Genomic DNA, 20,734 nt, shown 5'->3' with positions numbered 1-20,734 from the left:
TTTTTCATCGCCTTTCATCCTGTGCAGGAGCAGCAACATGACCGTAATCAACACCGCGCCCACGCTTATCACCGAACGCCTGCGGCTGGACGCGCACACGCTGGACGACTTCGACTCGCTGGCCGCGCTGTGGGCCGACCCGCTGGTGGTGCGCTATATCGGCGGCACCCCACGCGACCGGGAAGACTCCTGGGGGCGCCTGATGCGCTACGTTGGCCACTGGGCGCTGTTGGGATACGGGTATTGGGCGGTGCGTGACAAGCAGAGCGGCGAGTACCTCGGCAGCATCGGCTTCTCTAACTTCCTGCGCGACATCACCCCGGCGCTCGATGCGCCGGAGATGGGCTGGACGCTGGTGAGTTCAGCGCACGGCAAAGGCTATGCCACCGAGGCGCTGCGGGCGGCGCTGGCCTGGGGGAAAACGCACCTGCCGGGGGAAAAAACCGTCTGCATCATCTCGCCTGAAAACCAGGCTTCGCTGGCGTTGGCGAAAAAGGTCGGCTTCAGCGAAAGCCACCGCAGCGAGTACCATCAAAACCCGATCGTGGTGATGCACTGCCTGCTTTGAATGCCTAAGCGCGTTGCACCGCCAACGCCGTCTGAATGAAGTTGTCCCGCAGCGCGTCGGTGCGCTGCGGATCCCAGGCGATACCGACCTGCCACTCCGTCTCCTCGCCGCTCAGCGGTAAAATGTCGATGCCGGCCGGCGCGATATGTGTGATGCTGTGCGGCAGCAGCGCGACGCCGACGCCGGCGGCGACCAACGCCAACAGCGTCTGGATGTCGCCGGCCTGCTGCACCACGTTCGGCGTCAGGCGGTGAGCGGCGATAAACCGCAGCGACTGATCGCTCAGCCCGCGCCCGCGTTTAGGGGTCAATTGCAACAGCGGCAGCTGATTGAAACGCGTCATCAGCTCGTCGGCGCGCAGCGCCAGCGCGCCCGGCGCGGCCAGCACCAACCGATCACTCAACAACGCGACGCCGCACAGCGGCGTATTGACCGGCAAGCGCACGAACCCCGCCTGCAACTCTCCCTGCAGCAACAGCTGATACTGCCGCTCCGACGGCAGATCTTCGAGGCCAATCGCCACCTCGGGAAACCGTTGGCGAAAGGCGGCCACCAGCTGCGGCGCCAGATGAAAACTGGACAGGCCAAACCCCAGCGCCAGCCGCCCCGCTTCCCCGAGCGCCACCCGCCGCGCGCGCCGCTGAAACTGCTGATACTGCTCCACTAGCGCCTGCGCCTCCGGGTAAAGCCGCCGCCCGCCGGCAGTGAGCACCGCCCCTTGTCGGCCGCGCTCGAACAGCCGAACGTCAAGCTGGGCTTCCAGCGCCTGAATTTGCTTGCTCAGCGCCGGTTGGCTGATGCACAGCAGGCTCGCCGCCTGCCGATAGTTGCCCTGCTCCGCCAGCGCCACCAGGGCGCGCAGTTGTTTTATATCCATTCCATTAGGTTATCAAATAAGGAATTTAATTGATTATACAGTAATCAATTCGCCTGCTGTAATCAATGCAGACCCCAACCGGAGAGATCCCATGACCACCTCATTACGCGCCGCCACGGTGCAATTCCAGCATCATGCCAATGACAAGAATTACAACCTGTCGACCATGGAACGCTTTATCGCGGAAGCGGCCGAACAACAGATACAACTGCTGGCATTCCCGGAAATGTGCGTCACCGGCTATTGGCACGTGCGCCATCTGTCCGACGCCGAAGTGCGGGCGCTGGCGGAGCCGATCGTGAGCAGCCCTTCGCTGGCGCGCATTCGCCCGCTGGCTGAGCGTTACAACATGGCGATTGGCGTCGGGCTGATCGAGCTGGGCGATGACGGCCGGTGTTACAACGCCTATGCCGTTTGTCTGCCGGACGGCGAACTGCATGTGCACCGCAAACTGCACGCCTTCGAGCACCCGGCTATCGCCAGCGGCGACCGCTATACGGTGTTCGATACCCCCTGGGGCGTACGCGTGGGCGTATTGATCTGCTGGGACAATAATCTGGTGGAGAATGTGCGCGCAACGGCGCTGCTGGGCGCGGAGGTGCTGATCGCCCCGCACCAGACCGGCGGCACCCATTCGCGCAGCCCGCACGGCATGAAGCCGATCCCGCAGGCGCTGTGGCAGCGGCGCGTGGAAGATCCGCAGGCGATAGAAGCCGCCTTTCGCGGCGAACACGGCCGCGGCTGGCTGATGCGCTGGCTGCCGTCGCGCGCTCACGACAACGGGCTGTTCTTGCTGTTCAGCAACGGCGTGGGCCGAGATGACGATGAAATACGCACCGGCAACGCGATGATCCTCGATCCTTACGGCCGGATCGTGGCGGAGACCTGGGCGGCGGAAGACCGGATGGTCAGCGCCGAGCTCGATCTGACGCTAATCCCGCTCAGCACCGGTCGCCGCTGGATCTACGGGCGGCGCCCCGAGCTGTACGGGTTGTTGACCGAGCCGCAAGGCTACGAGCGCGATGCCCGCAGCGCGCGCTTTTCGACGCAGCCGACGGGGCGCGGCGGTGAATGACAGATAAAAAAAATCCGCCCGGAGGCGGATTTTTTATGGGTGCGGCAAACAAGGCCGCAGGTTCATGCCCGCAGGCACGAACACACTTAGAAGCGGTAGCCTACGCCAACGTTCCAGGTGCCAACGTCAACGCTGCGAATGCGGTTCTGCTCGTAACCGACATCCAGGGCAACGTTCTCGATTGGGTTGAACTGCAGACCGGCGCCGTAGGTGAAACCGTAGTCAGCGGTGTCGTGACGAGAAGTGCCGTTCTGAGCGTTGGTAGTGAATTTACCGTAACCCAGGCCAACCAGACCGTAGATGCTCGCCCAGTCATTGATGCGGTATGCTGGACCGGCAGAGATAGAGTTGTACTGAGCTTTGTTATAGAAACCGTCCTGAGAACCGTCCTTTTCCAGGTGGGTAAAGGAACCGATTACGCCCAGTGGGTTGTTGTCGAACTCGTAACGGTATTTCAGGTTGAAACCGTCGGCTTTGTTAGCAACGCCTTGGAAATCACCCTGCGCATAGCCAGCGGATACGGTGCTCTGACCAGCGAATGCGGTACCTGCGCTAACTGCTAATACGCAAGCTGCTACTGCGGAAAGACATGCAATTTTTTTCATAACCACCTCAAACGCGTTTTATTATTAAGTACATCCATTTGTTCATGCTTTGAAAATATAACAAAAATTAGCGTGAAACTCTGCCTTGAAATGAGTGTCTAATGCTTTATATCGTGTAACAGAAGATTTCAAGAACAGTGTATCTTCTTCTTTTCGCTCTATTTTCGGCCGTATTCTACGACTTTCTGTGACAAAAATCACCTATTTAATATCCAGATAATTCTTAAGAAAAAGCGCACTTTTTGACCAAATCCGCCACATCTCATCCGAGGATCGGCGGATTTCACCGCGATGCGCGCTTTTCTCAGACAGATTTTCGCCATTTCATTTACACTGCTCGCATCCCCGTTTCGACCGTTTTCTCAAGGCTGAGGAACGGCGCATAAAAGGCCCGTTAAGGATGTCGTTATCTACTGCCGGCAGAGCGCCCTCCGCGCTGCTGCCCATTTGTCTGTTAATCATCGCCATGGTGTCGATCCAGAGCGGCGCTTCGTTGGCCAAAAGCCTGTTCCCGATCGTGGGTGCGGAAGGCATCACGACGCTGCGTCTTTTCATTGGCACCCTGATTCTGTTCATCATCTTCCGCCCGTGGCGCATGCGCATCGCCGCCGGCAGCCGCTTGCCGCTGTTGATTTACGGCCTGTCGCTCGGCGCGATGAACTACCTGTTCTACCTGTCGTTGCGCACCGTGCCGCTCGGCATCGCCGTGGCGCTGGAGTTTACCGGCCCGTTGGCGGTGGCCATGTTCTCGTCGCGGCGGCCGATTGACTTCCTTTGGGTGGCGTTGGCGATCGCCGGGCTGTGGTTCCTGCTGCCACTTGGCCACGGCGTAGGCGGAATCGACCCGTTCGGTGCCGCCTGCGCGCTCGGCGCCGGCGCCTGCTGGGCGGTCTATATCATCTTCGGCCAGAAGGCCGGCGGCGATCACGGCCCCGGCACGGTGGCGCTCGGCTCGCTGATCGCCGCGTTGGTGTTCTGCCCGATCGGCGCCTGGCAAACCGGCAGCGTGCTGTTCAACGTTGAGATTCTGCCGATAGCGCTGGCGGTGGCGATCCTCTCCACCGCGCTGCCTTATTCGCTGGAGATCATCGCGCTGCCCAAAATTCCGGCGCGCACCTTCGGCACCTTGATGAGCCTGGAACCGGCGATGGCGGCGTTATCCGGCATGCTGTTCCTCGGCGAACACCTGAGCGGCGTGCAATGGCTGGCGCTGGCGGCGATCATCGCCGCCTCCATGGGCTCCGCCCTCACCATTCGCCCCAAACCTCGCCTCGAAAGCCTTTCCTGATGACCCGACTCGCCTGCAGACCGCAACGTCGGAATGCAGGCGGGTTAACTGTTTTCCTCGTGACAAGTCGGCATACTTCCCCTTAGCCTGTATCGCAGGCTCTTTGGACTTTCGCTCACATGGAGAATAACAGTGATTCACAACAGCCTGTTCAACCCACGCTTCGGCCGCGGACTCGCGCCGGCGCTGGTTTCAACCCTGACCGAATTGCGCCGATGCGACCTGCCAGAACTGGCGCTGGGGCATCACCCGATCGACGGCGACAACATCTTTATGGACGTGATGACGCTGACCACCGCGCCGGCGGCGGAAAAGCGCGCCGAAATGCATCAGGAATACATTGCGCTGCATCTGCTGATCAGCGGTGAAGAGCGCATCGAATACGGTCTGGCGGGCAACGGACATCGCGAACAACCCCACGCGGAAAATAGCGATCTGCTGCTGCTGGACATCAAACGCCACCCGCAAACACTGCACATGACGCACGGCATGTTCGCCCTCTTTTTCCAGATGGAGCCGCACAAGACCGGCTGCGTGTGGCAGCGGCCACAGCAAATCAAGAAAGCGGTGGTGAGGATCCATCACCGTCTGCTGCTGTGAACCTGCGGCAGCGCCCGTAGAAAATCGGCGGCCTGGCGGGGAGAACGCAGGCGCACGAAACGGCGTCCGGCGTCGGGACGAGCCATCTCCGCCAGGTATTTTCGCCGGTTCTTCGAGTAAGTGCGGATCGTCCAGAGCACGATCGACTCGCGGCTGAAGAAAGAACGGCGGAAGCTTTCCCGATTGCCGGTGCCCGGCCACAGCTCGCTTTTGCCGGCCGCGCGTCGGCACGCGCGGCGCACGGCCTGCCACAGCGTGCGGCCGAAACCGTAGTCCAGCCACAGAATATAATCGACCTCGCGCCACTTGATCGGCTGCGTGCGGCTGTAATTGCCGTCCAGCACCCAGCCATCCCCCGCTTCGGCCAGCATCTGTTCAAGCCGCGCCAGGAACGCGTCATCGGGCGTTCCCTGCCATTCGGGCCGCCAATACAGCCTGTCCATCTCGATATAGGGCACGCCAAGCCGTTCCGCCAGTTGACGCGCCAGGGTGCTTTTACCGCTGCCGCTGGTGCCGACGACGTTAATTTTCATTATTCGCCTATAAAGAGAGAGGATAATTGCCCTACTGTAGCGGCACCAATTACCGCTATCAATATGAATGGATGAGAAATTAACACCACGATAACAAAGCGGATATTTAGCCGAAGCCCGCAGGCGAAAAAATAAAATAACCAGGGTAAATTTTCACAGCCATAAACAATAAATCAGAGAATGATAAATAATTATATTTTTCATGGTGTTGTATTAAGTAAAAATTCAACAAGACCCATTATTCGTAGGCTAACCCTATTTGTGCAATAGCCATTTTCGTCCGGCAAAAATAAACAGCCCTGCTATAATTAATCCCGTAACGAAATAGGACAACGACTAATCAAGAGGATATCTGATATGAGTACCGCTAAACTGGTGAAAACGAAATCTTCTGATCTGCTGTATACCCGTAACGATCTGGACGAAAAAATCAAACTGGCCGCCATCAAGGCGCTGAACCATCAGGTCGTGCAATTCATCGATCTTTCGTTGATCACCAAACAGGCGCACTGGAACATGCGTGGCGCGAACTTTATCGCGGTTCATGAAATGCTGGACGGCTTCCGCACCGCCATCATCGAGCACCAGGACACCTTCGCCGAGCGCGTGGTGCAGCTGGGCGGCGTGGCGCTGGGCACCGTACAGGTGGTGAACGATCGCACGCCGCTGAAAAGCTATCCGACCAATATCCACAGCGTGCAAGAACACCTGAAAGCGCTGGCCGATCGCTACGGCGCGGTGGCGAATGACATCCGTAAGGCCATTACCGAAGTGGAAGACGAAGACACCGCCGACATGTTCACCGCCGCCTCGCGCGATCTGGACAAGTTCCTGTGGTTCATCGAATCCAACATCGAATAACGCCGCAGCGCGTTGCAGACCGCCCGTCGTGCCGGGCAGAACAGGCTGGGCTTCGCCCGGCCTGTTTTCTTTTGCGCGGCCGTTGAATTGTGCAAAAAACGGCCCATATTAAACGGTAGGTTTCCCTTGTCAGGAGGTCATGATGGCCAGCGGCTGGGCGGCGGACGGCGCCGTACAAGATCAAATTGATTCTACCGTCGACGATGCGGTGCAGCGCGCGCGTGATGCACTCGGGCATGGCGAGAGCGAACGCTATTGCCAGGAATGCGGAGAACCGATCCCCGAGGCGCGCCGCAAGGCGCTGAAGGGGGTGCGTTTTTGTGTCGCCTGCCAGGCCGAACAAGACAAAAAACACGCGGCCAGCAGCCTGTACAACCGGCGCGGCAGCAAAGACAGCCAGTTGCGCTAGCATTATCTGCTCCCCTTTTTCCCCCTCTCGCAGTCACGCTTGCACCGTCAATGGATCATGAAAGTTAGAGTTAGTTATCAATATTGAAGCAAAAACGTTAAAGAACGGTTGTTTCACAGCCAAAATTTGGTTAATGATAGCCCCGTGCACCAAGATAATTCTTACGCACCATTTCGGTGCCTCATTGTGGTGCATAACCATAACTATTCGCCGTCACGGCACAACATCACGCAGTAACTCTTTGTTTTTATATTAGTTGAAAACATGGCACGATTTTTTCATGGCACCAACTGCAATATAAAAAATGGGTAATCCGCAACCTGTACAGGAATTCCTCTCATGAAGTCGATTTTTAAAGTCTCCCTGGCCGCACTCTCCCTGGCCTTTGCCGTAAGTTCCCACGCAGCAGACAAACTGGTGGTCGCCACCGACACCGCTTTCGTTCCTTTTGAGTTCAAGCAAGGCGACAAATACGTCGGCTTCGACATCGACCTGTGGGCCGCCGTCGCCAAAGAGCTGAAGCTGGACTACACCCTGAAACCGATGGACTTCGGCGGCATCATTCCGGCGCTGCAGACCAAAAACGTCGATCTGGCGCTGGCCGGCATCACCATCACCGATGAGCGCAAGAAAGCCATCGACTTCTCAGACGGTTACTACAAAAGCGGCCTGCTGGTCATGGTCAATGCCGACAACAACAGCGTGAAAGGCATCGACGATCTGAACGGTAAAGTGGTGGCGGTGAAGAGCGGCACCGGCTCGGTGGATTACGCCAAGCAGCACATCAAAACCAAGGATCTGCGTCAGTTCCCGAACATTGACAACGCCTATATGGAACTGGGCACCAAGCGCGCCGATGCGGTGCTGCACGACACGCCAAACATCTTATACTTCATCAAGACGGCCGGCGCCGGCAAGTTCAAAACCGTCGGCGATTCGCTGGAAGCGCAGCAGTATGGCATCGCCTTCCCTAAAGGCAGCGATGCGCTGCGCGAGAAGGTGAACGGCGCGCTGAAAACCCTGCGCGAGAACGGCACCTATAACGAAATCTACAAGAAGTGGTTCGGTACCGAACCTAAGTAAGCGGTGAACTTGGCACGCTATTAACTTAAGCACAGGGGGTCGCTTAACCCCCTGCGCTTCGTTGTATCTGATACCCACGTTTGGGATCACCGGGAGAAATATCATGCAGTTCGACTGGAGCGCCATCTGGCCCGCCATTCCTATCTTGTTAGAGGGCGCCAAAATGACCCTGTGGATTTCGGTCCTCGGTCTGATTGGCGGCCTGATCATCGGCCTCGTCGCCGGCTTTGCCCGCACCTACGGCGGATGGATCGCCAACCACATCGCGTTGGTGTTTATCGAAGTGATCCGCGGCACGCCGATCGTGGTGCAGGTGATGTTCATCTACTTCGCCCTGCCGATGGCGTTCACCGATTTGCGCATCGATCCGTTCACCGCGGCGGTGGTGACCATCATGATCAACTCCGGCGCCTACATCGCGGAAATCACCCGCGGCGCGGTGCTGTCTATCCATAACGGTTTCCGCGAAGCTGGGCTGGCGCTCGGCCTGTCGCGCCGCGAAACCATCCGCTACGTCATTATGCCGCTGGCGCTGCGCCGCATGCTGCCGCCGCTGGGCAACCAGTGGATCATCAGCATCAAAGATACCTCGCTGTTCATCGTGATCGGAGTGGCGGAGCTGACCCGTCAGGGTCAGGAAATTATTGCCGGTAACTTCCGCGCGCTGGAAATCTGGAGCGCCGTGGCGGTTATCTACCTGATTATTACTCTGGTGCTGAGCTTCGTGCTGCGTCGTCTGGAAAGAAGGATGAAAATCCTGTGATTGAATTTAAAAACGTCTCCAAGCATTTTGGCCAAACCCAGGTGCTGCACAACATCGATTTGAAGATCGACAAAGGCGAAGTGGTGGTGATCATCGGGCCGTCCGGCTCCGGCAAATCCACCCTGCTGCGCTGCATCAACAAGCTGGAAGAGGTGACCAGCGGCGATCTGATCGTCGATGGCCTGAAAGCCAACGATCCGAAAGTAGACGATCGGTTGATCCGCCAGGAAGCCGGCATGGTATTCCAGCAGTTCTACCTGTTCCCGCACCTGACGGCGCTGGAAAACGTCGCCTTCGGCCCGATCCGCGTGCGCGGCGCGAAGAAGTCCGATGCGGAAAAGCTGGCGCGCGAGCTGCTGGCCAAGGTCGGTCTGGCGGAGCGCGCCCACCACTACCCGTCCGAACTGTCGGGCGGCCAGCAGCAGCGCGTGGCGATCGCGCGCGCGCTGGCGGTGAAGCCGAAAATGATGCTGTTCGACGAGCCGACCTCCGCGCTCGATCCGGAGCTGCGCCACGAAGTGCTTAAGGTGATGCAAGACCTGGCCGAGGAAGGCATGACGATGGTTATCGTCACCCACGAAGTCGGCTTTGCCGAAAAAGTGGCGTCGCGCCTGATCTTTATCGACAAGGGCCGGATTGCCGAAGACGGCAACCCGCACGATCTGATCAACCATCCGCCGAGCCCGCGTCTGCAGGAATTCCTGCAGCACGTTTCCTGATCCTGGCGGTTTAACGGCGGGCGCGCCACGCGCCCGCCGCTTTCATTCCGCACGCTCTCCCACGCCCCATCGCGTTTCCTTTCCTACTATATTGATTGTTTTTCATCGTATTGCTCTGACATCCGCCGATCACAGAACGCCAAAGAGAGGAACCATGCCGCCAAACGCAGACTCCCGACGAGGTTCTCATCTGCGAGAACACCTGCTTTTCCTGCTGCTGCTGTTGACCCTGAGCGTCTTCGCACCACCGGCGCTGGCGCAAAATGCGCCGCCTGCGCCCGCCGACAAGAGCGAGCAGCAGAAAGCCGCCTACGCCGCGCTGGCCGATCTGCTGCAAGACGACCAAGCGCGCGCGGAACTCATCGACCACCTGAAACAGACCGCCGGCGACGCTGCGGCCGCCGCGCCGACAACGCCGGAGGAATCGACGCCCGTTACGCTGAGCGACAGCCTGAACTCGCTGGCGCAGGAAGGCATCGGCACCTTTAACCAGAAGCTCGGCGCGCTGCAAAAGCTGATCGATTCCGGCCCGAAGCGCGTTTTCAATCCCGCCGGCTTTTTCCGCGCGCTGGGCTACTTTCTGCTGACGGTGGCGGTCACCTTTGCGCTGTTCCACCTGATCCGCCGGCTGATCGCGCCGCTGTACAAGCGCATGGGCAGTTGGGGGCACAACGCCAGGCTGCAGCGCGGCCCGTGGTATAAGCGCCCCGCCGCCATTCTCGGCGCTTTCGCCATCGATCTGCTGGTGCTGCTGCTGGCGCTGGCGGCAGGCAACCTGTTTGCCCGCCACGTCCACGCCGACAGCGCCACCATCCTGCGGCTGCAGACCCTGTTTCTCAGCGCCTTCGCGGTAATTGAATTCTTCAAAGCGGTGCTGCGGCTGATTTTCGCCCCCAGCTTCGACTATCTGCGCCCGTTCCCCTTCAGCGATCGGAGCGCGCGCTATTGGAACACCCGCCTCGCCTGGCTCAGCGGCCTGATCGGCTATGGCCTGATGGTGGTGGTGCCGGTGGTGGCGGTGCAGATCAGCTATTCGGCCGCCGCCGCCGTCAATCTGGTGGTGATGCTGGCGCTGACGCTATACGCCATTTGGCTGATCCTGCACAACCGCAAACCGATACAGCAACAGATCAACCTGCTGGCCGAACGGTCGATGGCGTTTTTCAGCGTGATCCTGCGCGGGCTGGGGCATGTCTGGCACCTGCTGGCGATCGCCTATTTTCTGGTGCTGTTCGTGCTGTCCCAGTTCGACATCGGCAACAGCCTGCGCTTTATGATGAGCGCCACGGTAAAAAGCCTGCTGGTGGTCGGCGTCGGCGCCCTGCTGTCCGGCATGCTGACCCGCTGGATTTTCCGCCGCATTTCGCTGCCGAGCGACGTCAATTTACGCTATCCGATGCTCGAGCGGCGCATCAACTCTTACATCCCCAACGGGTTGAAGATACTGCGGGTGATGGTGGTGCTGGCAGTGACGCTGTTTCTGCTTGATGCGTGGCATCTGATCAACCTGTATCAATGGGCGGGCAGCGAAAATGGCCAGCGGACGCTCGGCGGGCTGGTGCATATTCTGCTGATCCTGTTGATCGCCGTGTTTAGCTGGACGCTGATGGCCAGCATCATCGAGCACCGCCTGGCGCTGGAGCTGAGCAACGGCGTGCGGCCGAGCGCGCGCGAACGCACGCTGCTGACGCTGTTTCGCAACGTGTTGGCTATCGTTATCAGCACCATCACCGTGATGATCGTGCTGTCGCAGGTCGGACTGAACATCGCGCCGCTGCTGGCGGGCGCCGGCGCGCTGGGGCTGGCCATCAGCTTCGGCGCCCAGACGCTGGTGAAAGACGTGATCACCGGCGTGTTCATCCAGTTTGAAAACGGCATGAACACCGGCGAATACGTCACTGTCAGCGGCATCACCGGCACCGTGGAGCGCATGACCATCCGCTCGATCGGCCTGCGCGACGACTACGGCGTCTATCACATCGTGCCGTACTCTTCGATCACCACGTTGGCCAACTATGCGCGTGAGTTCGGGGTATACCGCGCCAATTACACCGTCAGCCGCGACGAGGACATCGATCGGGTCAATGAGGTGCTGCATCAGGCCATCGAGGCGCTGAAGCAGGATGAACAGGTGAAGCATTTCCTGATTGGCGAGCCGGTCTTCAACGGCGTGGTGGCGCTGGGCGATCGCTCGTTCACCACCCGCGTGACGGTGCGCACGCAGGCGCTGAAACAGTGGGTGGTGCAATACGCCCTCGACCGGCTGGTGAAAATCCATTTCGATCGGGCCGGCATCGGCATGCCGCAGCAGGCGATGCAGATTTCCCGCGCGCCGCAGCCGCATGACGAGCAGGCGCCGCCCGCGGCGATCTGAGGTTAGCGCCCGCGCCCGCAGGGCTGAGCGGCCAAGAAGGCCGCCACGTCCTGCCGGTAGGCGTCGTATTGCACCGAGCGCGGGGCAAACAGGCCCACCACGTTGATCAGCCACGGATGGCGCGCGAACAGCGGCTTGACCATCACATGATCGGCCTCGTCGATGCGCCTCACCGTCAGCAGCGAGGCCGGGATCGTTTGCCGATACACGCGCTCGGTTTCGTCCGCGTCCACGTTGACGTCGCGCCCGCCCAGGATCAGGTGCACCGGCGTGGCGAAATGCCGCAATCCCGCCGTCGCGTCGCTGGCCATGTTGGCGCGAATAAAGCGCCAGCGGTCGGCGCTCAATGCAGCGGCGGCGCCAGACTCACGGCGGTACTGTTCGTAACCGTCCGGCTGTTCGAGCAATGTTTGGATGTGGCGCCAGTGCGCCTCGCGCGCGGCGATCGACGCTTCATCGTCCCCTGCCGCCGCCATCGCCGCCCGGGTGTTGTAGCGCCCCTGCCGCAGCCAGTTGATCGCCGGCGCCACCGCCAGCGTAAACGCGATGTCGGGGCGCAAACGCGCCACCTCCGGCATCACCCACCCCGCCTGGCTGGTGCCCCACAGCCCCACGCAGCGCGCATCGAAGCGCCCGTCCCGCCGGGCCCAGTCGATGATATCGGCGGTTTCCCGCGCGCGATCCGCCATGGTCTGATGCAGCCAGTTGCCGCCGGAGCCGCCCACGCCCGGCTTATCGAAGGATAAAACCGCATAGCCCTGCTGCGCCATCGTCTCCCAAATGCCGTAATAGCCTTCGTCGCGGCTGGCGTTGGCCGGTCCATCGCCGTGCACGAACACCACGACGCCGGGCTTCACCGGCGCATGCTCCGGCAGCACCAGCGTGCCGGTCAGCCGATTGCCACCGGCGGTCACCACGACCGGTTCGGTGACAAAGCGAAAGTCGTTGACGTAAATCACCCAGCCGAGCACCGGCAAGAGCAGCGCCACGAGACACAGCCCTATTCTGCGCACGTCGCCTCCCCGCTGCGTTTCTCCATCAACACCCAATCGGCCTGGCCGAACAGCAAGCCCAGCGAGGCGTAATGTTCTTCGCGCCGCACCTGAAAACCGCAGCGCTGATACAGACGCTGCGCATCGACGTTGCGCCGGCTGACGTGCAGGCTCAGGCGCCGGCCTGCGCCTTGTTCGGCGGCGTAGTCGTTCATCCACTGCAGCAGTCGCCTGCCCACCCCTTTGCCGCGCTGACTCTCGGCCACCGCCAGGTAGGAAAGATACAGCTCATCGGCCGCCGGGGTGTGCTGCAACACCGCAATTTGCAGATACATACGCCAAACGTTCAGCCAGCCATAGCGGCGACACAGCCGCCAAATCGGCAAGGCGCGCGGACGTGGCCCAGCGCGGTTCTCGCCATCGATGGCATTCAGGGCAAAGACCGCCACCACCTGTTCATCCTGTTTCACCACGAAGCTGCGCTCCCGGCTGCCGCTTTGCCGCCAACGCCACAGCCGATAGAACAGACGCCACTGAAGGCGGGCGCTCAGACGGCGCGCGCGCTGGAATTTGTCGCAGAACGCGGCGTAGATCAACGCCGCCGTTTGCAGGCGGTCAGCGTTGCGATAAGGCTCAATGTGCAACATATCAACCTCGACTAGGGTTGGCGGTAGAGCAGCTGTTCCAACAGCCGCACCGGCGTGATCGCCTCCGGCGAAGGCGACGCGAAGATCGCCTGCCGCCAGGCCTGGCTTTCGATCACGTCCAGCACCAGCTGCGCGAGCGGCAAGGGCGCTATCGCCGGCGCGATCTCGCCGATTTGCTGAGCCTCGGCGATCGTCGTCGCCAGCGCCTCAATCAACTGCCGCTGGTTGGCGCTGAACGGCTCGGCCAATGCCGGGTTACGCGCCACTTCAGCCACAATCTCCGCCGACAGTTGCACATTGTCCGGTTCGGCGACAAAAGCGTGATAGGCGGTGAAAAAGGCCGACAGCGCCTGTTTCGGCCGCTTTTTCTCGGCCCGCAATGCGGCGGCGAACTCGGCGAATACGCCGTTTTCCAGCAGCGCGATCTCGCCGATCAGCGCCTCCTTGCCGGAAAAATGGTTATAGAGGTTGCCCACGCTGACGCCCGCCGCCTGGGCGATATCCCGCATGCTGGTCTGGTGAAATCCCTTATGGGTAAAGCTGTGCAGCGCAGCGTCGACAATCTTTTCTCGGTTTCCCATCGGCAGCTCCCGAAACGGTGAAGGGGCGCTGGGCGCCGTAAATTGACACAAATAAATGAACGAACGTTCGTTCACATTTAAGGATAGCATAGGCCGGTAAAATTGAACCGCGGCTCAACGGCGCAGAGATCGGTGGGAAGAGACAAACGCCGCCCCGCTTTCAGGGGCGGCGCCCGGCAAACTCAGTGCAGCGCGTCGCCCTGCTTCACCGACGTAAACGCCTGCATCAGTTTCACGACGTCATGCATGCCGATGTTGACCTGATTGATCACTTCTCCGGCGTCATGGGTCAATGCCACACCGCCGCCGGCCTGTTCCACGCAGGTCGCCATGCCGGCGATCGCCGCCGCCACGCCTTGCTGGATAGACTTGGTCATGCGTTCGATCTCGGTCGCCGCCTTGCGCGACTGTTCCGCCAGCGTGCGCACCTCGTTGGCCACCACCGCAAAACCGCGCCCGTGCTCACCGGCGTGGGCGGCTTCGATGGAGGCGTTAATCGCCAGCAGATTGGTTTGCGAGGCAATTTTACGAATGGCTTCGACGATGGTGCCGATCTGCTGAGAGCACTTGCCAAGCTCGGTGACCACGTCCGACGTTTCGCGCGCCGCCGCTTCGACCTGCTGCATGCCCTTCACCGCCTGCTGCACGATGACCGCGCCCTGCGCCGCCTGCCGGTCGGTATCGAGCGACAGATGATGCGCGTTGCGCACCATCTCTTCTTCATGCTGCTGCTGTTGCATCAGCCGGGTGATGTCCTGGGCGATCTTCACCACTTTCACCACCTGGCCGTCGTTGTCGAGGATCGGGTTATAGCTGGCCTCCAGCCAGACCCGTTCGCCGCGCCGGTTGACGCGCTCAAAACGCCCGGTGATGAACTCGCCGCGCGCCAGGCGCTGCCAATGCCGCCGATAGTCGTCGGAAGCGGCGAACGCCGGTGGGCACAGCACCGCATGCGACTGCCCGCACGCTTCTTCCAGCCGATAGCCCATCAGCGCCAGCATATTGTCGTTGGCGCTGACAATGTCGCCCTGCGGCGTGAAAGAAATCATCGCCATCGAGCGATTCAGCGCCGCCAGCAGGCTGCGGTGTTCCTGCGCCTGGGTCACTCGCTCGGTCACTTCGCTGGCGATCTTGACGATTTCCACCACCTTACCCTGTTTATTCAGCACCGGCGCATAGGTGCCCTGCAGCCACACCGCCTCGCCGTTTTTCGCGATGCGCTTTATCGTGTCCGTGATGGGTTGCCCTTTATTCAGCGTCTCCCAATGTTCGCGATATAACGGGCTGGCGACATAGTTCGGATCGCAGAAAATACGATGATGCCGGCCTATCACATCATCGCGTTGAAATCCGAGCGTGCTGAGAAAGAGATCGTTGGCGCGCAATACCGTACCGTCGGGCGAGAATACAATCATGGGAACGGCGTGTTCTATCGCGCTCAGCTCGGCGCCTTTGTGGGTAGTTAACTGACTGAATCGTAACAGCATAGGGTGTAGTCCTTGTGGCAGATGATCGCGCTTTTCTTATTTTGTCTGGCCACATGCCGCGCCCACACGCAGACGTGCCATCGCGGAAGGAGCGGGCAGCGCCGATCCTTCTGGTTATTGCTCTTAACCGGATTAAATTTATTTATTCAGTAAAGTAATTATTCGAATTTAAATAAACCAACAACCTAAGATTTTTATTATGAATAACTGTATTGAGAATAACGTAAGTGATGAAAATTGAAAGGTAAAATGCGGATTTTTGTCGGCGCCGGCAGGATAACCGGCGCCGGGAAGATTAACGCCAGCGTTCGGCTGCCCAGGCGGCCTGTTGCTCGGCGTCATGGAAGGTCCAGGCGACGAAGCGGCTGATCTTCTGCCCTTGCGCCATCTCGATGGTGCGCACCTCGGCCGCCCCCGCCACTTTCAGCGCATGGTAGATGGCCGGCAACGTGGTGTTTTTCGAGATAAGCGAGGTGAACCACAGGCAGTTATTGGCCTTGCTGACGCTCTCTTCCACCATCTTGCGCACAAAGGCTTCTTCGCCGCCTTCGCACCACAGCTCGTTGTTCTTGCCGCCGAAGTTTTGCACCGGCTTGTCGGCCACTTCCCCTTTGCCCAATTTATGCAGCTTGCGGCGGGTGCTGGCACGCGCTTCCTGCTCGGACGCGTGGAACGGCGGGTTGCACAGGGTGGCGTCGAATTTCTCGGCCGCGCCGATGATGCCGCTAAAAATCAGCTCAGGCTGTTTTTGCAACCGCAGACGCACGCTGTTGCGCAGCGTCGGGTTCATCTCGACGATCATTTTGGCGGCGTTCAGCGACACCGGATCGATTTCGGAGCCGGTGAAACGCCAGCCGTATTCGCGCAGGCCGACGATCGGGTAAATGCAGTTGGCGCCGACGCCGACGTCGAGGATCGCCACGCCCTTGCCGCGCGGGATCTCGCCGCCGTTGCTGGTCGCCAGCAGATCCGCCAGGTGGTGCAGATAGTCGGCGCGGCCGGGGATCGGCGGGCACAGGTAATCAGCCGGAATATCCCAGTGTTCGATGCCGTAAAAGTGTTGCAGCAACGCACGGTTGAGCATTTTCACCGCCGCCGGATCGGCGAAGTCCACCGAAACATCGCCCCAGGCGTTCGGTTTTACGAACGGTGCCAGCGCCGGGCAGCTGGCGATCAGCGCCGGGAAGTCGTAGCGCGAACGATGACGGTTGCGCGGATGCAGGCCGCTTTTCTGCTGCGGGAAGGTTTTCTTTTTTTCCACCGTGACGGGCTCTCTTGAAGGTATTTCCGGCGCGTAAGATAACACATCCGGCCCGGAATGGCGCAGCGGCGGGAAACCCGGCACAATGAAAGCTTCATCGATTGCCACAGGGGCCCCCATGAGCCGTGAATCTCGCTATTATTATGAACCCGCCGCCGGCCACGGCCTGCCGCACGATCCGCTGAACGCCATCGTCGGCCCGCGCCCCATCGGCTGGATCTCTTCCCGCAGCGCCGCCGGCTTGCGTAATCTCGCCCCCTACAGCTTTTTCAACTGCTTCAACTATCGCCCGCCGATCATCGGTTTCGCCAGCACCGGCTGGAAAGACAGCGTGGCGAATATCGTGGAAACCGGTGAGTTCGTTTGGAACCTGGCGACGCGCCCGCTGGCGGAAGCGATGAACAACAGTTCCATCACCCTGCCGCGCGGTGAGGACGAATTCGCCTTCGCCGGCGTTACGCCGCTGCCCGGGCGCCGGGTCAAAGCCGAGCGCGTGGCCGAAAGCCCGGTGAACTTCGAATGCCGGTTGACCCAATGCATCCAACTGCAAACCGCCGCCGGGGAACAGGTGGAGACCTGGCTGGTCTTGGGCGAGGTGGTGGCGGTGCATCTCGATCCGGCGCTGCTGGATGAACACGGCGTCTACCAGACCGCCGCCGCCGAACCGATCCTGCGCGCCGGCGGCCCGACCGCCTACTACGGCATTTCCGAACAGCACCGTTTCGATCTGACGCGCCCGACACGCTGATCGTTTCCCCCGTTTAGGCAGAAGATAAACGGGGGAATTAATAATCAAAAAAATTGAATAAAACCATCAACACTCTCCGATTTCATCCCGCCTGTCACTGCGCAATAATCCTCCCATCGAAAGGCAAACCCCTTTCTCCCTAATTGACTTTGACAGGAATGACGAACATGAAAACCATCAAAACTTTTGCTGCCGCTATCGCCCTGGCTACCGTTTCTTTCACCACTTTCGCCGCTGAACACGTCAGCGCGCAGGATGCCGCCCAATTCGAAAAAGCCGGCGTGATCGTCGCCAGCGGCGCGACCGACTTGAGCAGCCTGAAATCCCAGTTGGCCGCCAAAGCCGATGCGGCGGGCGCCAAGGCTTTTACCATCACCTCCACCAGCGGCAATAACCTGATGCACGCCACCGCGGTTATCTACAAATAATCGCCGCCCCAGACGTCAAAAAGCCCGCCGGCTATCACCCCGGCGGGCTTTTTTTATGTTCAAGTGCATTAGCGCTGAATGGGTAAGACAGTGAGTTTTTTGCCGTCCGCTTTGTCAGCACCCCACGCGTAAACGAGCCGGAAAATTCTGTCGCCAACAGGCAGAAACCCTGTATTCAATGGGGTTTGCACACACATTTTTTTACCTGCCCATAGCTGGACTAACGGGAGAGGATGATTATCATGTTACGCAGACTACAGATGCAGAGAGCGTTGTATGCAACATATCATTGAAGGTTTCCTCAGTTTCCAGAAAGAGATTTTCCCGCAGCGCAAGGAACTGTTCCGCAGCCTTGCCTCCAGCCAAAATCCCAAAGCGCTGTTTATCTCATGCTCTGACAGCCGTTTAGTGCCCGAGCTGGTCACACAGCAAGAACCTGGGCAGCTTTTCGTTATCCGTAACGCCGGCAACATCGTCCCTTCCTTCGGCCCGGAGCCGGGCGGCGTCTCTGCCACCATCGAGTATGCAGTGGTGGCGTTGGGGGTTACCGATATCGTGATTTGTGGCCACTCGAACTGTGGCGCCATGAAGGCTATCGCGTCCTGCCAGTGCCTCGACCCCATGCCTGCGGTAGCTCACTGGCTGCACTACGCGGATGCGGCCAAAGCGGTGGTCGAGAAGAAAACGTGGAATAGCGAAACAGACAAAGTTAACGCTATGGTCGAAGAGAACGTTATTGCTCAGCTAAATAATATCAAAACCCACCCTTCTGTGGCGGTGGGTCTGCGCAACAGCGGGCTGCGCCTGCACGGCTGGGTGTACGACATCGAAAGCGGTGAAATTCGCACGCTGGATAGAAACACCAAGAGCTTCGTGTCTTTGGCCGATAATCCCGACGTCTATTTCGAATAAAATAGCGTCCGGTTTAGCCATTAAATAAAATCCACGCCGCGGCGTGGATTTTATTATCCGCCTTAAGCCAAGCGCGCCTCTATCGCCGCAGCGAAGTCGCGGCACATCCGGTCGTCACCCTCAGCGTTGTCCGCCAATACCGTCTCGCCATCCACCACCCGGATGTGCGCCTGCAAATCGAAATCTGCCGGCGGCTGCGGGCGCTTGGCCGCGGCGGCCATCGTCTGCTGCGCCTCGTGCCACGCCTGCGCCACCGTCTGGTTGCAGGCCTGCGCCAGATAGTCCGGATTAAACCCTTCGCCGGTCAGGCTGCGCAGCGTGTCGTCATGGCTGACGCTGTTGCCCGGCAACCAGTAGTGTTGCGCCAGATCCGGGCCGATGGCCGGGTTGTCCGTCAGGTAACCGTCGCGCTGCAGGAAGAAGTGACGGGTTTGCTCCACCGCCATCATCGCCAGCAGATAACCCTGATAGGAACAGGCGGACTCCAGCGACAGCAGGTGCGGGATCGCCAGCGTCGGGCGCGGGCTGCCGCTGATGCCGAGGATCTTTTGCTCGACCTCGCGCGCCAGTGCGGTGATGGCTTCCGGCGTGCGTTGCTCGTCATCCCACTGGTACAGCGCCCACTCGAAGTACGGCACCAGCAGGATGTGGCGCTCGTTGAACGCGCGCATCGGCTGGCGCGCCGCGATGCCGGCTTCGATCAGCGCATCGGGCACCGCTTCGCCGGCGGCGTTTTTCGCATAGCGTTTCAGCCAGTCGGCGTCGTCCAGCAGGCTGTCGCAGAACATCGACTGGGTTTCGGCATAGGCCATCGAGGTCGGCGGGAACTCCTGCGAGAAGCACGGCGCATTCTGGCGAATGTTGGCGAAGTGCGCCGCATGGCCGCCCTCGTGGAACAGCGTGTTGAGCCCATAAGCCCCGCTGCCCACCTGCCCCGGCTGCGCCAGGCTGGTGAAGTTGATGCGCGCCGGCACCCATTCCCCCTGACGTACAAACGGCGGCACCGGGCCGTGCATAAAGCCGTTCTCATACTTGCCTTTGCGCACCAGCAGATCGAGATTCATCTCGGCGCCGCCAAAACCGATGTGCAGACGTTTGAAGCTGTCGACCCAGCGTTCCAGCGAACGAGAAAACGGGAAGTAAGGATCCAGTTGACGGGTGACGTCGCCGGCGCTGGCGAAGCGTACGTTCCACGGCTCCAGCGCCTGGTCGCCCTTGTCGGCCGCCAGCTGCCGCAGGCTGCGCGCGTTGGCCGCGCGGGTTTCCCGCTCGAAGCGATCCAGAATGGCGAACAGCTGCTCCGGCGTCATGCGCTCGGTTTTGTTCACCTTGTAGTCGAAATAGTTGCGATAACCCATCTGGCGCGCAAAGCGGTTGCGCAGGCCAATCAGCTCCGGCAGGCCGTTATGCAGCAGCCATTGCTCCAGATCGCGCAGCGCCTGCTGCGAGCTGCGGCGGTAGTCTTCGTTCGGGTTGGTCGCCTGGTTGGTCAACAGCTCGCCGAGCGAGGCCGCCACCCGCCGCCCGTCGGCGTTCAGGTGCGTGACCTGATAGCCCTTGCGGCGCGAGTAAAGATCGGACTCGGCGTGAATGATCTGATCCAACAGCGCCTGCGCCTGCGGATCTTCGATGGCGTTGCAGTCGAAGAAACGCAGCCAACCTTGCAGGCCGTGGATCAGCGCATCGCGCTGCGCCTCCTGCGGCAGCGCTTCCAATCCGGCCAGCAGGCTGCGGATCTCGGCCAGCCGGCGCGGTTCGGCGACGAAGCGCTTATAGGCGCTTTCCGCGGCGGAAAAGCGCGCCGAGACGTCTTCATCGCCGGTGCCCATGTAGTTTTGCCAGAACAGCTCTTCTTTGGCGCGGTGAACGTCGAGGTAATCCTGGTTCAATTGATTGAAGTAATCGAGAGCCTGTTGCATAACC

Annotated in this window: 22 protein-coding genes; 13 read left to right on the top strand and 9 right to left on the bottom strand. The window is 60.2% G+C overall.

Annotation, left to right across the window (positions count from 1 at the left end):
* Window positions 1–37 precede the first annotated feature (37 nt).
* A complete protein-coding gene (locus CPH57_RS04110; protein WP_033642395.1) occupies window positions 38–568 on the top strand; it encodes a GNAT family N-acetyltransferase in 531 nt (176 codons plus the stop codon).
* Between the two features lie 4 nt (window positions 569–572).
* Here the strand turns inward: CPH57_RS04110 and CPH57_RS04105 are convergent, their stop codons facing one another.
* The gene (locus CPH57_RS04105; RefSeq protein ID WP_047572167.1) at window positions 573–1,445 is read right to left on the bottom strand and encodes a LysR family transcriptional regulator; all 873 of its coding nucleotides are present in this window, start codon (window positions 1,443–1,445) and stop codon (window positions 573–575) included.
* Window positions 1,446–1,536: 91 nt separating this feature from the next.
* On the opposite strand from CPH57_RS04105, the gene CPH57_RS04100 reads away from it, so the two are divergent.
* The gene (locus CPH57_RS04100) at window positions 1,537–2,520 is read left to right on the top strand and encodes a nitrilase family protein (RefSeq protein ID WP_033642393.1); all 984 of its coding nucleotides are present in this window, start codon (window positions 1,537–1,539) and stop codon (window positions 2,518–2,520) included.
* An 86-nt stretch (window positions 2,521–2,606) separates the two neighbouring features.
* Here CPH57_RS04100 and ompX read toward each other — a convergent pair whose 3' ends face one another.
* On the bottom strand, window positions 2,607–3,125 hold the full coding sequence (gene ompX, locus CPH57_RS04095; RefSeq protein WP_019454480.1) for an outer membrane protein OmpX: 519 nt from the start codon (window positions 3,123–3,125) through the stop codon (window positions 2,607–2,609).
* Window positions 3,126–3,525: 400 nt separating this feature from the next.
* Between ompX and rhtA the strand changes: the two genes are divergently transcribed.
* Window positions 3,526–4,413 (top strand): threonine/homoserine exporter RhtA, encoded by an 888-nt coding sequence (gene rhtA, locus CPH57_RS04090; RefSeq protein WP_033650558.1) that lies wholly within the window; start codon window positions 3,526–3,528, stop codon window positions 4,411–4,413.
* 132 nt (window positions 4,414–4,545) lie between these two features.
* Window positions 4,546–5,013 carry an N-acetylneuraminate anomerase gene (gene nanQ / locus CPH57_RS04085; protein WP_033642391.1) on the top strand — a complete coding sequence of 156 codons (468 nt, stop codon included), beginning with the start codon at window positions 4,546–4,548 and terminating at the stop codon, window positions 5,011–5,013.
* Here the strand turns inward: nanQ and CPH57_RS04080 are convergent.
* Window positions 4,995–5,546, bottom strand: a complete 552-nt coding sequence (locus tag CPH57_RS04080; protein ID WP_033642390.1) for a shikimate kinase — start codon at window positions 5,544–5,546, stop codon at window positions 4,995–4,997. The two genes, nanQ and CPH57_RS04080, sit on opposite strands and share 19 nt — an antisense overlap.
* A gap of 357 nt (window positions 5,547–5,903) precedes the next feature.
* Here CPH57_RS04080 and dps point away from each other — a divergent pair, with 357 nt between their 5' ends.
* The 6 genes from dps (at window position 5,904) to ybiO (ending at window position 11,755) form a co-directional block, all read left to right on the top strand.
* Complete coding sequence (dps, locus tag CPH57_RS04075; RefSeq protein ID WP_016928514.1) at window positions 5,904–6,407, top strand: DNA starvation/stationary phase protection protein Dps; 504 nt, start codon at window positions 5,904–5,906, stop codon at window positions 6,405–6,407.
* 142 nt (window positions 6,408–6,549) lie between these two features.
* Entirely contained in the window at window positions 6,550–6,816 is a 267-nt protein-coding gene (locus CPH57_RS04070) for a DksA/TraR family C4-type zinc finger protein (RefSeq protein ID WP_033650555.1), read from the top strand.
* A gap of 339 nt (window positions 6,817–7,155) precedes the next feature.
* Window positions 7,156–7,899, top strand: a complete 744-nt coding sequence (gene glnH, locus CPH57_RS04065; protein WP_016928516.1) for a glutamine ABC transporter substrate-binding protein GlnH — start codon at window positions 7,156–7,158, stop codon at window positions 7,897–7,899.
* A gap of 103 nt (window positions 7,900–8,002) precedes the next feature.
* Complete coding sequence (gene glnP / locus CPH57_RS04060) at window positions 8,003–8,662, top strand: glutamine ABC transporter permease GlnP (RefSeq protein ID WP_004939229.1); 660 nt, start codon at window positions 8,003–8,005, stop codon at window positions 8,660–8,662.
* Window positions 8,659–9,381, top strand: a complete 723-nt coding sequence (gene glnQ, locus CPH57_RS04055; protein WP_004939230.1) for a glutamine ABC transporter ATP-binding protein GlnQ — start codon at window positions 8,659–8,661, stop codon at window positions 9,379–9,381. Before glnP ends, glnQ begins: the two co-directional genes overlap by 4 nt.
* 154 nt (window positions 9,382–9,535) lie before the next feature.
* Window positions 9,536–11,755, top strand: coding sequence for a mechanosensitive channel protein (ybiO, locus tag CPH57_RS04050; protein WP_096242069.1), 2,220 nt, complete (start codon window positions 9,536–9,538; stop codon window positions 11,753–11,755).
* A 2-nt stretch (window positions 11,756–11,757) separates the two neighbouring features.
* On the opposite strand, the gene CPH57_RS04045 is transcribed toward ybiO, so the two are convergent.
* The 5 genes from CPH57_RS04045 to rlmF all read right to left on the bottom strand — a co-directional run bounded on the left by CPH57_RS04045 (window position 11,758) and on the right by rlmF (window position 16,723).
* Complete coding sequence (locus tag CPH57_RS04045) at window positions 11,758–12,768, bottom strand: S9 family peptidase (protein ID WP_096242068.1); 1,011 nt, start codon at window positions 12,766–12,768, stop codon at window positions 11,758–11,760.
* Window positions 12,756–13,394, bottom strand: coding sequence for a GNAT family N-acetyltransferase (locus tag CPH57_RS04040; RefSeq protein ID WP_089194449.1), 639 nt, complete (start codon window positions 13,392–13,394; stop codon window positions 12,756–12,758). Before CPH57_RS04040 ends, CPH57_RS04045 begins: the two co-directional genes overlap by 13 nt.
* A gap of 11 nt (window positions 13,395–13,405) precedes the next feature.
* Window positions 13,406–13,975 carry a TetR/AcrR family transcriptional regulator gene (locus CPH57_RS04035; protein WP_033642384.1) on the bottom strand — a complete coding sequence of 190 codons (570 nt, stop codon included), beginning with the start codon at window positions 13,973–13,975 and terminating at the stop codon, window positions 13,406–13,408.
* Between the two features lie 182 nt (window positions 13,976–14,157).
* Window positions 14,158–15,462, bottom strand: a complete 1,305-nt coding sequence (locus CPH57_RS04030; protein WP_046686672.1) for a PAS domain-containing methyl-accepting chemotaxis protein — start codon at window positions 15,460–15,462, stop codon at window positions 14,158–14,160.
* A gap of 295 nt (window positions 15,463–15,757) precedes the next feature.
* Window positions 15,758–16,723 (bottom strand): 23S rRNA (adenine(1618)-N(6))-methyltransferase RlmF, encoded by a 966-nt coding sequence (gene rlmF / locus CPH57_RS04025; RefSeq protein ID WP_167325058.1) that lies wholly within the window; start codon window positions 16,721–16,723, stop codon window positions 15,758–15,760.
* Between the two features lie 118 nt (window positions 16,724–16,841).
* Between rlmF and CPH57_RS04020 the strand changes: the two genes are divergently transcribed.
* The 3 genes from CPH57_RS04020 to CPH57_RS04010 all read left to right on the top strand — a co-directional run bounded on the left by CPH57_RS04020 (window position 16,842) and on the right by CPH57_RS04010 (window position 18,811).
* Window positions 16,842–17,471, top strand: coding sequence for a flavin reductase family protein (locus CPH57_RS04020; RefSeq protein WP_046686671.1), 630 nt, complete (start codon window positions 16,842–16,844; stop codon window positions 17,469–17,471).
* Window positions 17,472–17,638: 167 nt separating this feature from the next.
* Window positions 17,639–17,899, top strand: a complete 261-nt coding sequence (locus tag CPH57_RS04015; RefSeq protein WP_015377148.1) for a YdgH/BhsA/McbA-like domain containing protein — start codon at window positions 17,639–17,641, stop codon at window positions 17,897–17,899.
* Between the two features lie 276 nt (window positions 17,900–18,175).
* A complete protein-coding gene (locus tag CPH57_RS04010; protein WP_004939270.1) occupies window positions 18,176–18,811 on the top strand; it encodes a carbonic anhydrase in 636 nt (211 codons plus the stop codon).
* Window positions 18,812–18,873: 62 nt separating this feature from the next.
* Here the strand turns inward: CPH57_RS04010 and CPH57_RS04005 are convergent, their stop codons facing one another.
* Window positions 18,874–20,730, bottom strand: a complete 1,857-nt coding sequence (locus CPH57_RS04005; RefSeq protein WP_096242067.1) for a M3 family metallopeptidase — start codon at window positions 20,728–20,730, stop codon at window positions 18,874–18,876.
* Between the last annotated feature and the right edge of the window lie 4 nt (window positions 20,731–20,734).

Origin of the sequence: Serratia sp. JKS000199, from assembly GCF_900215455.1 — a bacterium.
In the GTDB taxonomy this organism is placed as follows: Bacteria; Pseudomonadota; Gammaproteobacteria; order Enterobacterales; family Enterobacteriaceae; genus Serratia; species Serratia ureilytica.
The sequence above is the reverse complement of the archived record's forward strand: the minus strand, read 5'-3'. Positions and strand labels throughout refer to the sequence as shown.

Bases quoted from the DNA above. Each gene is read 5' to 3' on its own strand.
- CPH57_RS04110 (WP_033642395.1), top strand. From the start codon at position 38: ATGACCGTAATCAACACCGCGCCCACGCTTATCACCGAACGCCTGCGG.
- CPH57_RS04105 (WP_047572167.1), bottom strand. From the start codon at position 1,445: ATGGATATAAAACAACTGCGCGCCCTGGTGGCGCTGGCGGAGCAGGGC.
- CPH57_RS04100 (WP_033642393.1), top strand. From the start codon at position 1,537: ATGACCACCTCATTACGCGCCGCCACGGTGCAATTCCAGCATCATGCC.
- ompX (WP_019454480.1), bottom strand. From the start codon at position 3,125: ATGAAAAAAATTGCATGTCTTTCCGCAGTAGCAGCTTGCGTATTAGCA.
- rhtA (WP_033650558.1), top strand. From the start codon at position 3,526: ATGTCGTTATCTACTGCCGGCAGAGCGCCCTCCGCGCTGCTGCCCATT.
- CPH57_RS04080 (WP_033642390.1), bottom strand. From the start codon at position 5,546: ATGAAAATTAACGTCGTCGGCACCAGCGGCAGCGGTAAAAGCACCCTG.
- dps (WP_016928514.1), top strand. From the start codon at position 5,904: ATGAGTACCGCTAAACTGGTGAAAACGAAATCTTCTGATCTGCTGTAT.
- CPH57_RS04070 (WP_033650555.1), top strand. From the start codon at position 6,550: ATGGCCAGCGGCTGGGCGGCGGACGGCGCCGTACAAGATCAAATTGAT.
- glnH (WP_016928516.1), top strand. From the start codon at position 7,156: ATGAAGTCGATTTTTAAAGTCTCCCTGGCCGCACTCTCCCTGGCCTTT.
- glnP (WP_004939229.1), top strand. From the start codon at position 8,003: ATGCAGTTCGACTGGAGCGCCATCTGGCCCGCCATTCCTATCTTGTTA.
- ybiO (WP_096242069.1), top strand. From the start codon at position 9,536: ATGCCGCCAAACGCAGACTCCCGACGAGGTTCTCATCTGCGAGAACAC.
- CPH57_RS04040 (WP_089194449.1), bottom strand. From the start codon at position 13,394: ATGTTGCACATTGAGCCTTATCGCAACGCTGACCGCCTGCAAACGGCG.
- CPH57_RS04035 (WP_033642384.1), bottom strand. From the start codon at position 13,975: ATGGGAAACCGAGAAAAGATTGTCGACGCTGCGCTGCACAGCTTTACC.
- CPH57_RS04030 (WP_046686672.1), bottom strand. From the start codon at position 15,462: ATGCTGTTACGATTCAGTCAGTTAACTACCCACAAAGGCGCCGAGCTG.
- CPH57_RS04020 (WP_046686671.1), top strand. From the start codon at position 16,842: ATGAGCCGTGAATCTCGCTATTATTATGAACCCGCCGCCGGCCACGGC.
- CPH57_RS04015 (WP_015377148.1), top strand. From the start codon at position 17,639: ATGAAAACCATCAAAACTTTTGCTGCCGCTATCGCCCTGGCTACCGTT.
- CPH57_RS04010 (WP_004939270.1), top strand. From the start codon at position 18,176: ATGCAACATATCATTGAAGGTTTCCTCAGTTTCCAGAAAGAGATTTTC.
- CPH57_RS04005 (WP_096242067.1), bottom strand. From the start codon at position 20,730: ATGCAACAGGCTCTCGATTACTTCAATCAATTGAACCAGGATTACCTC.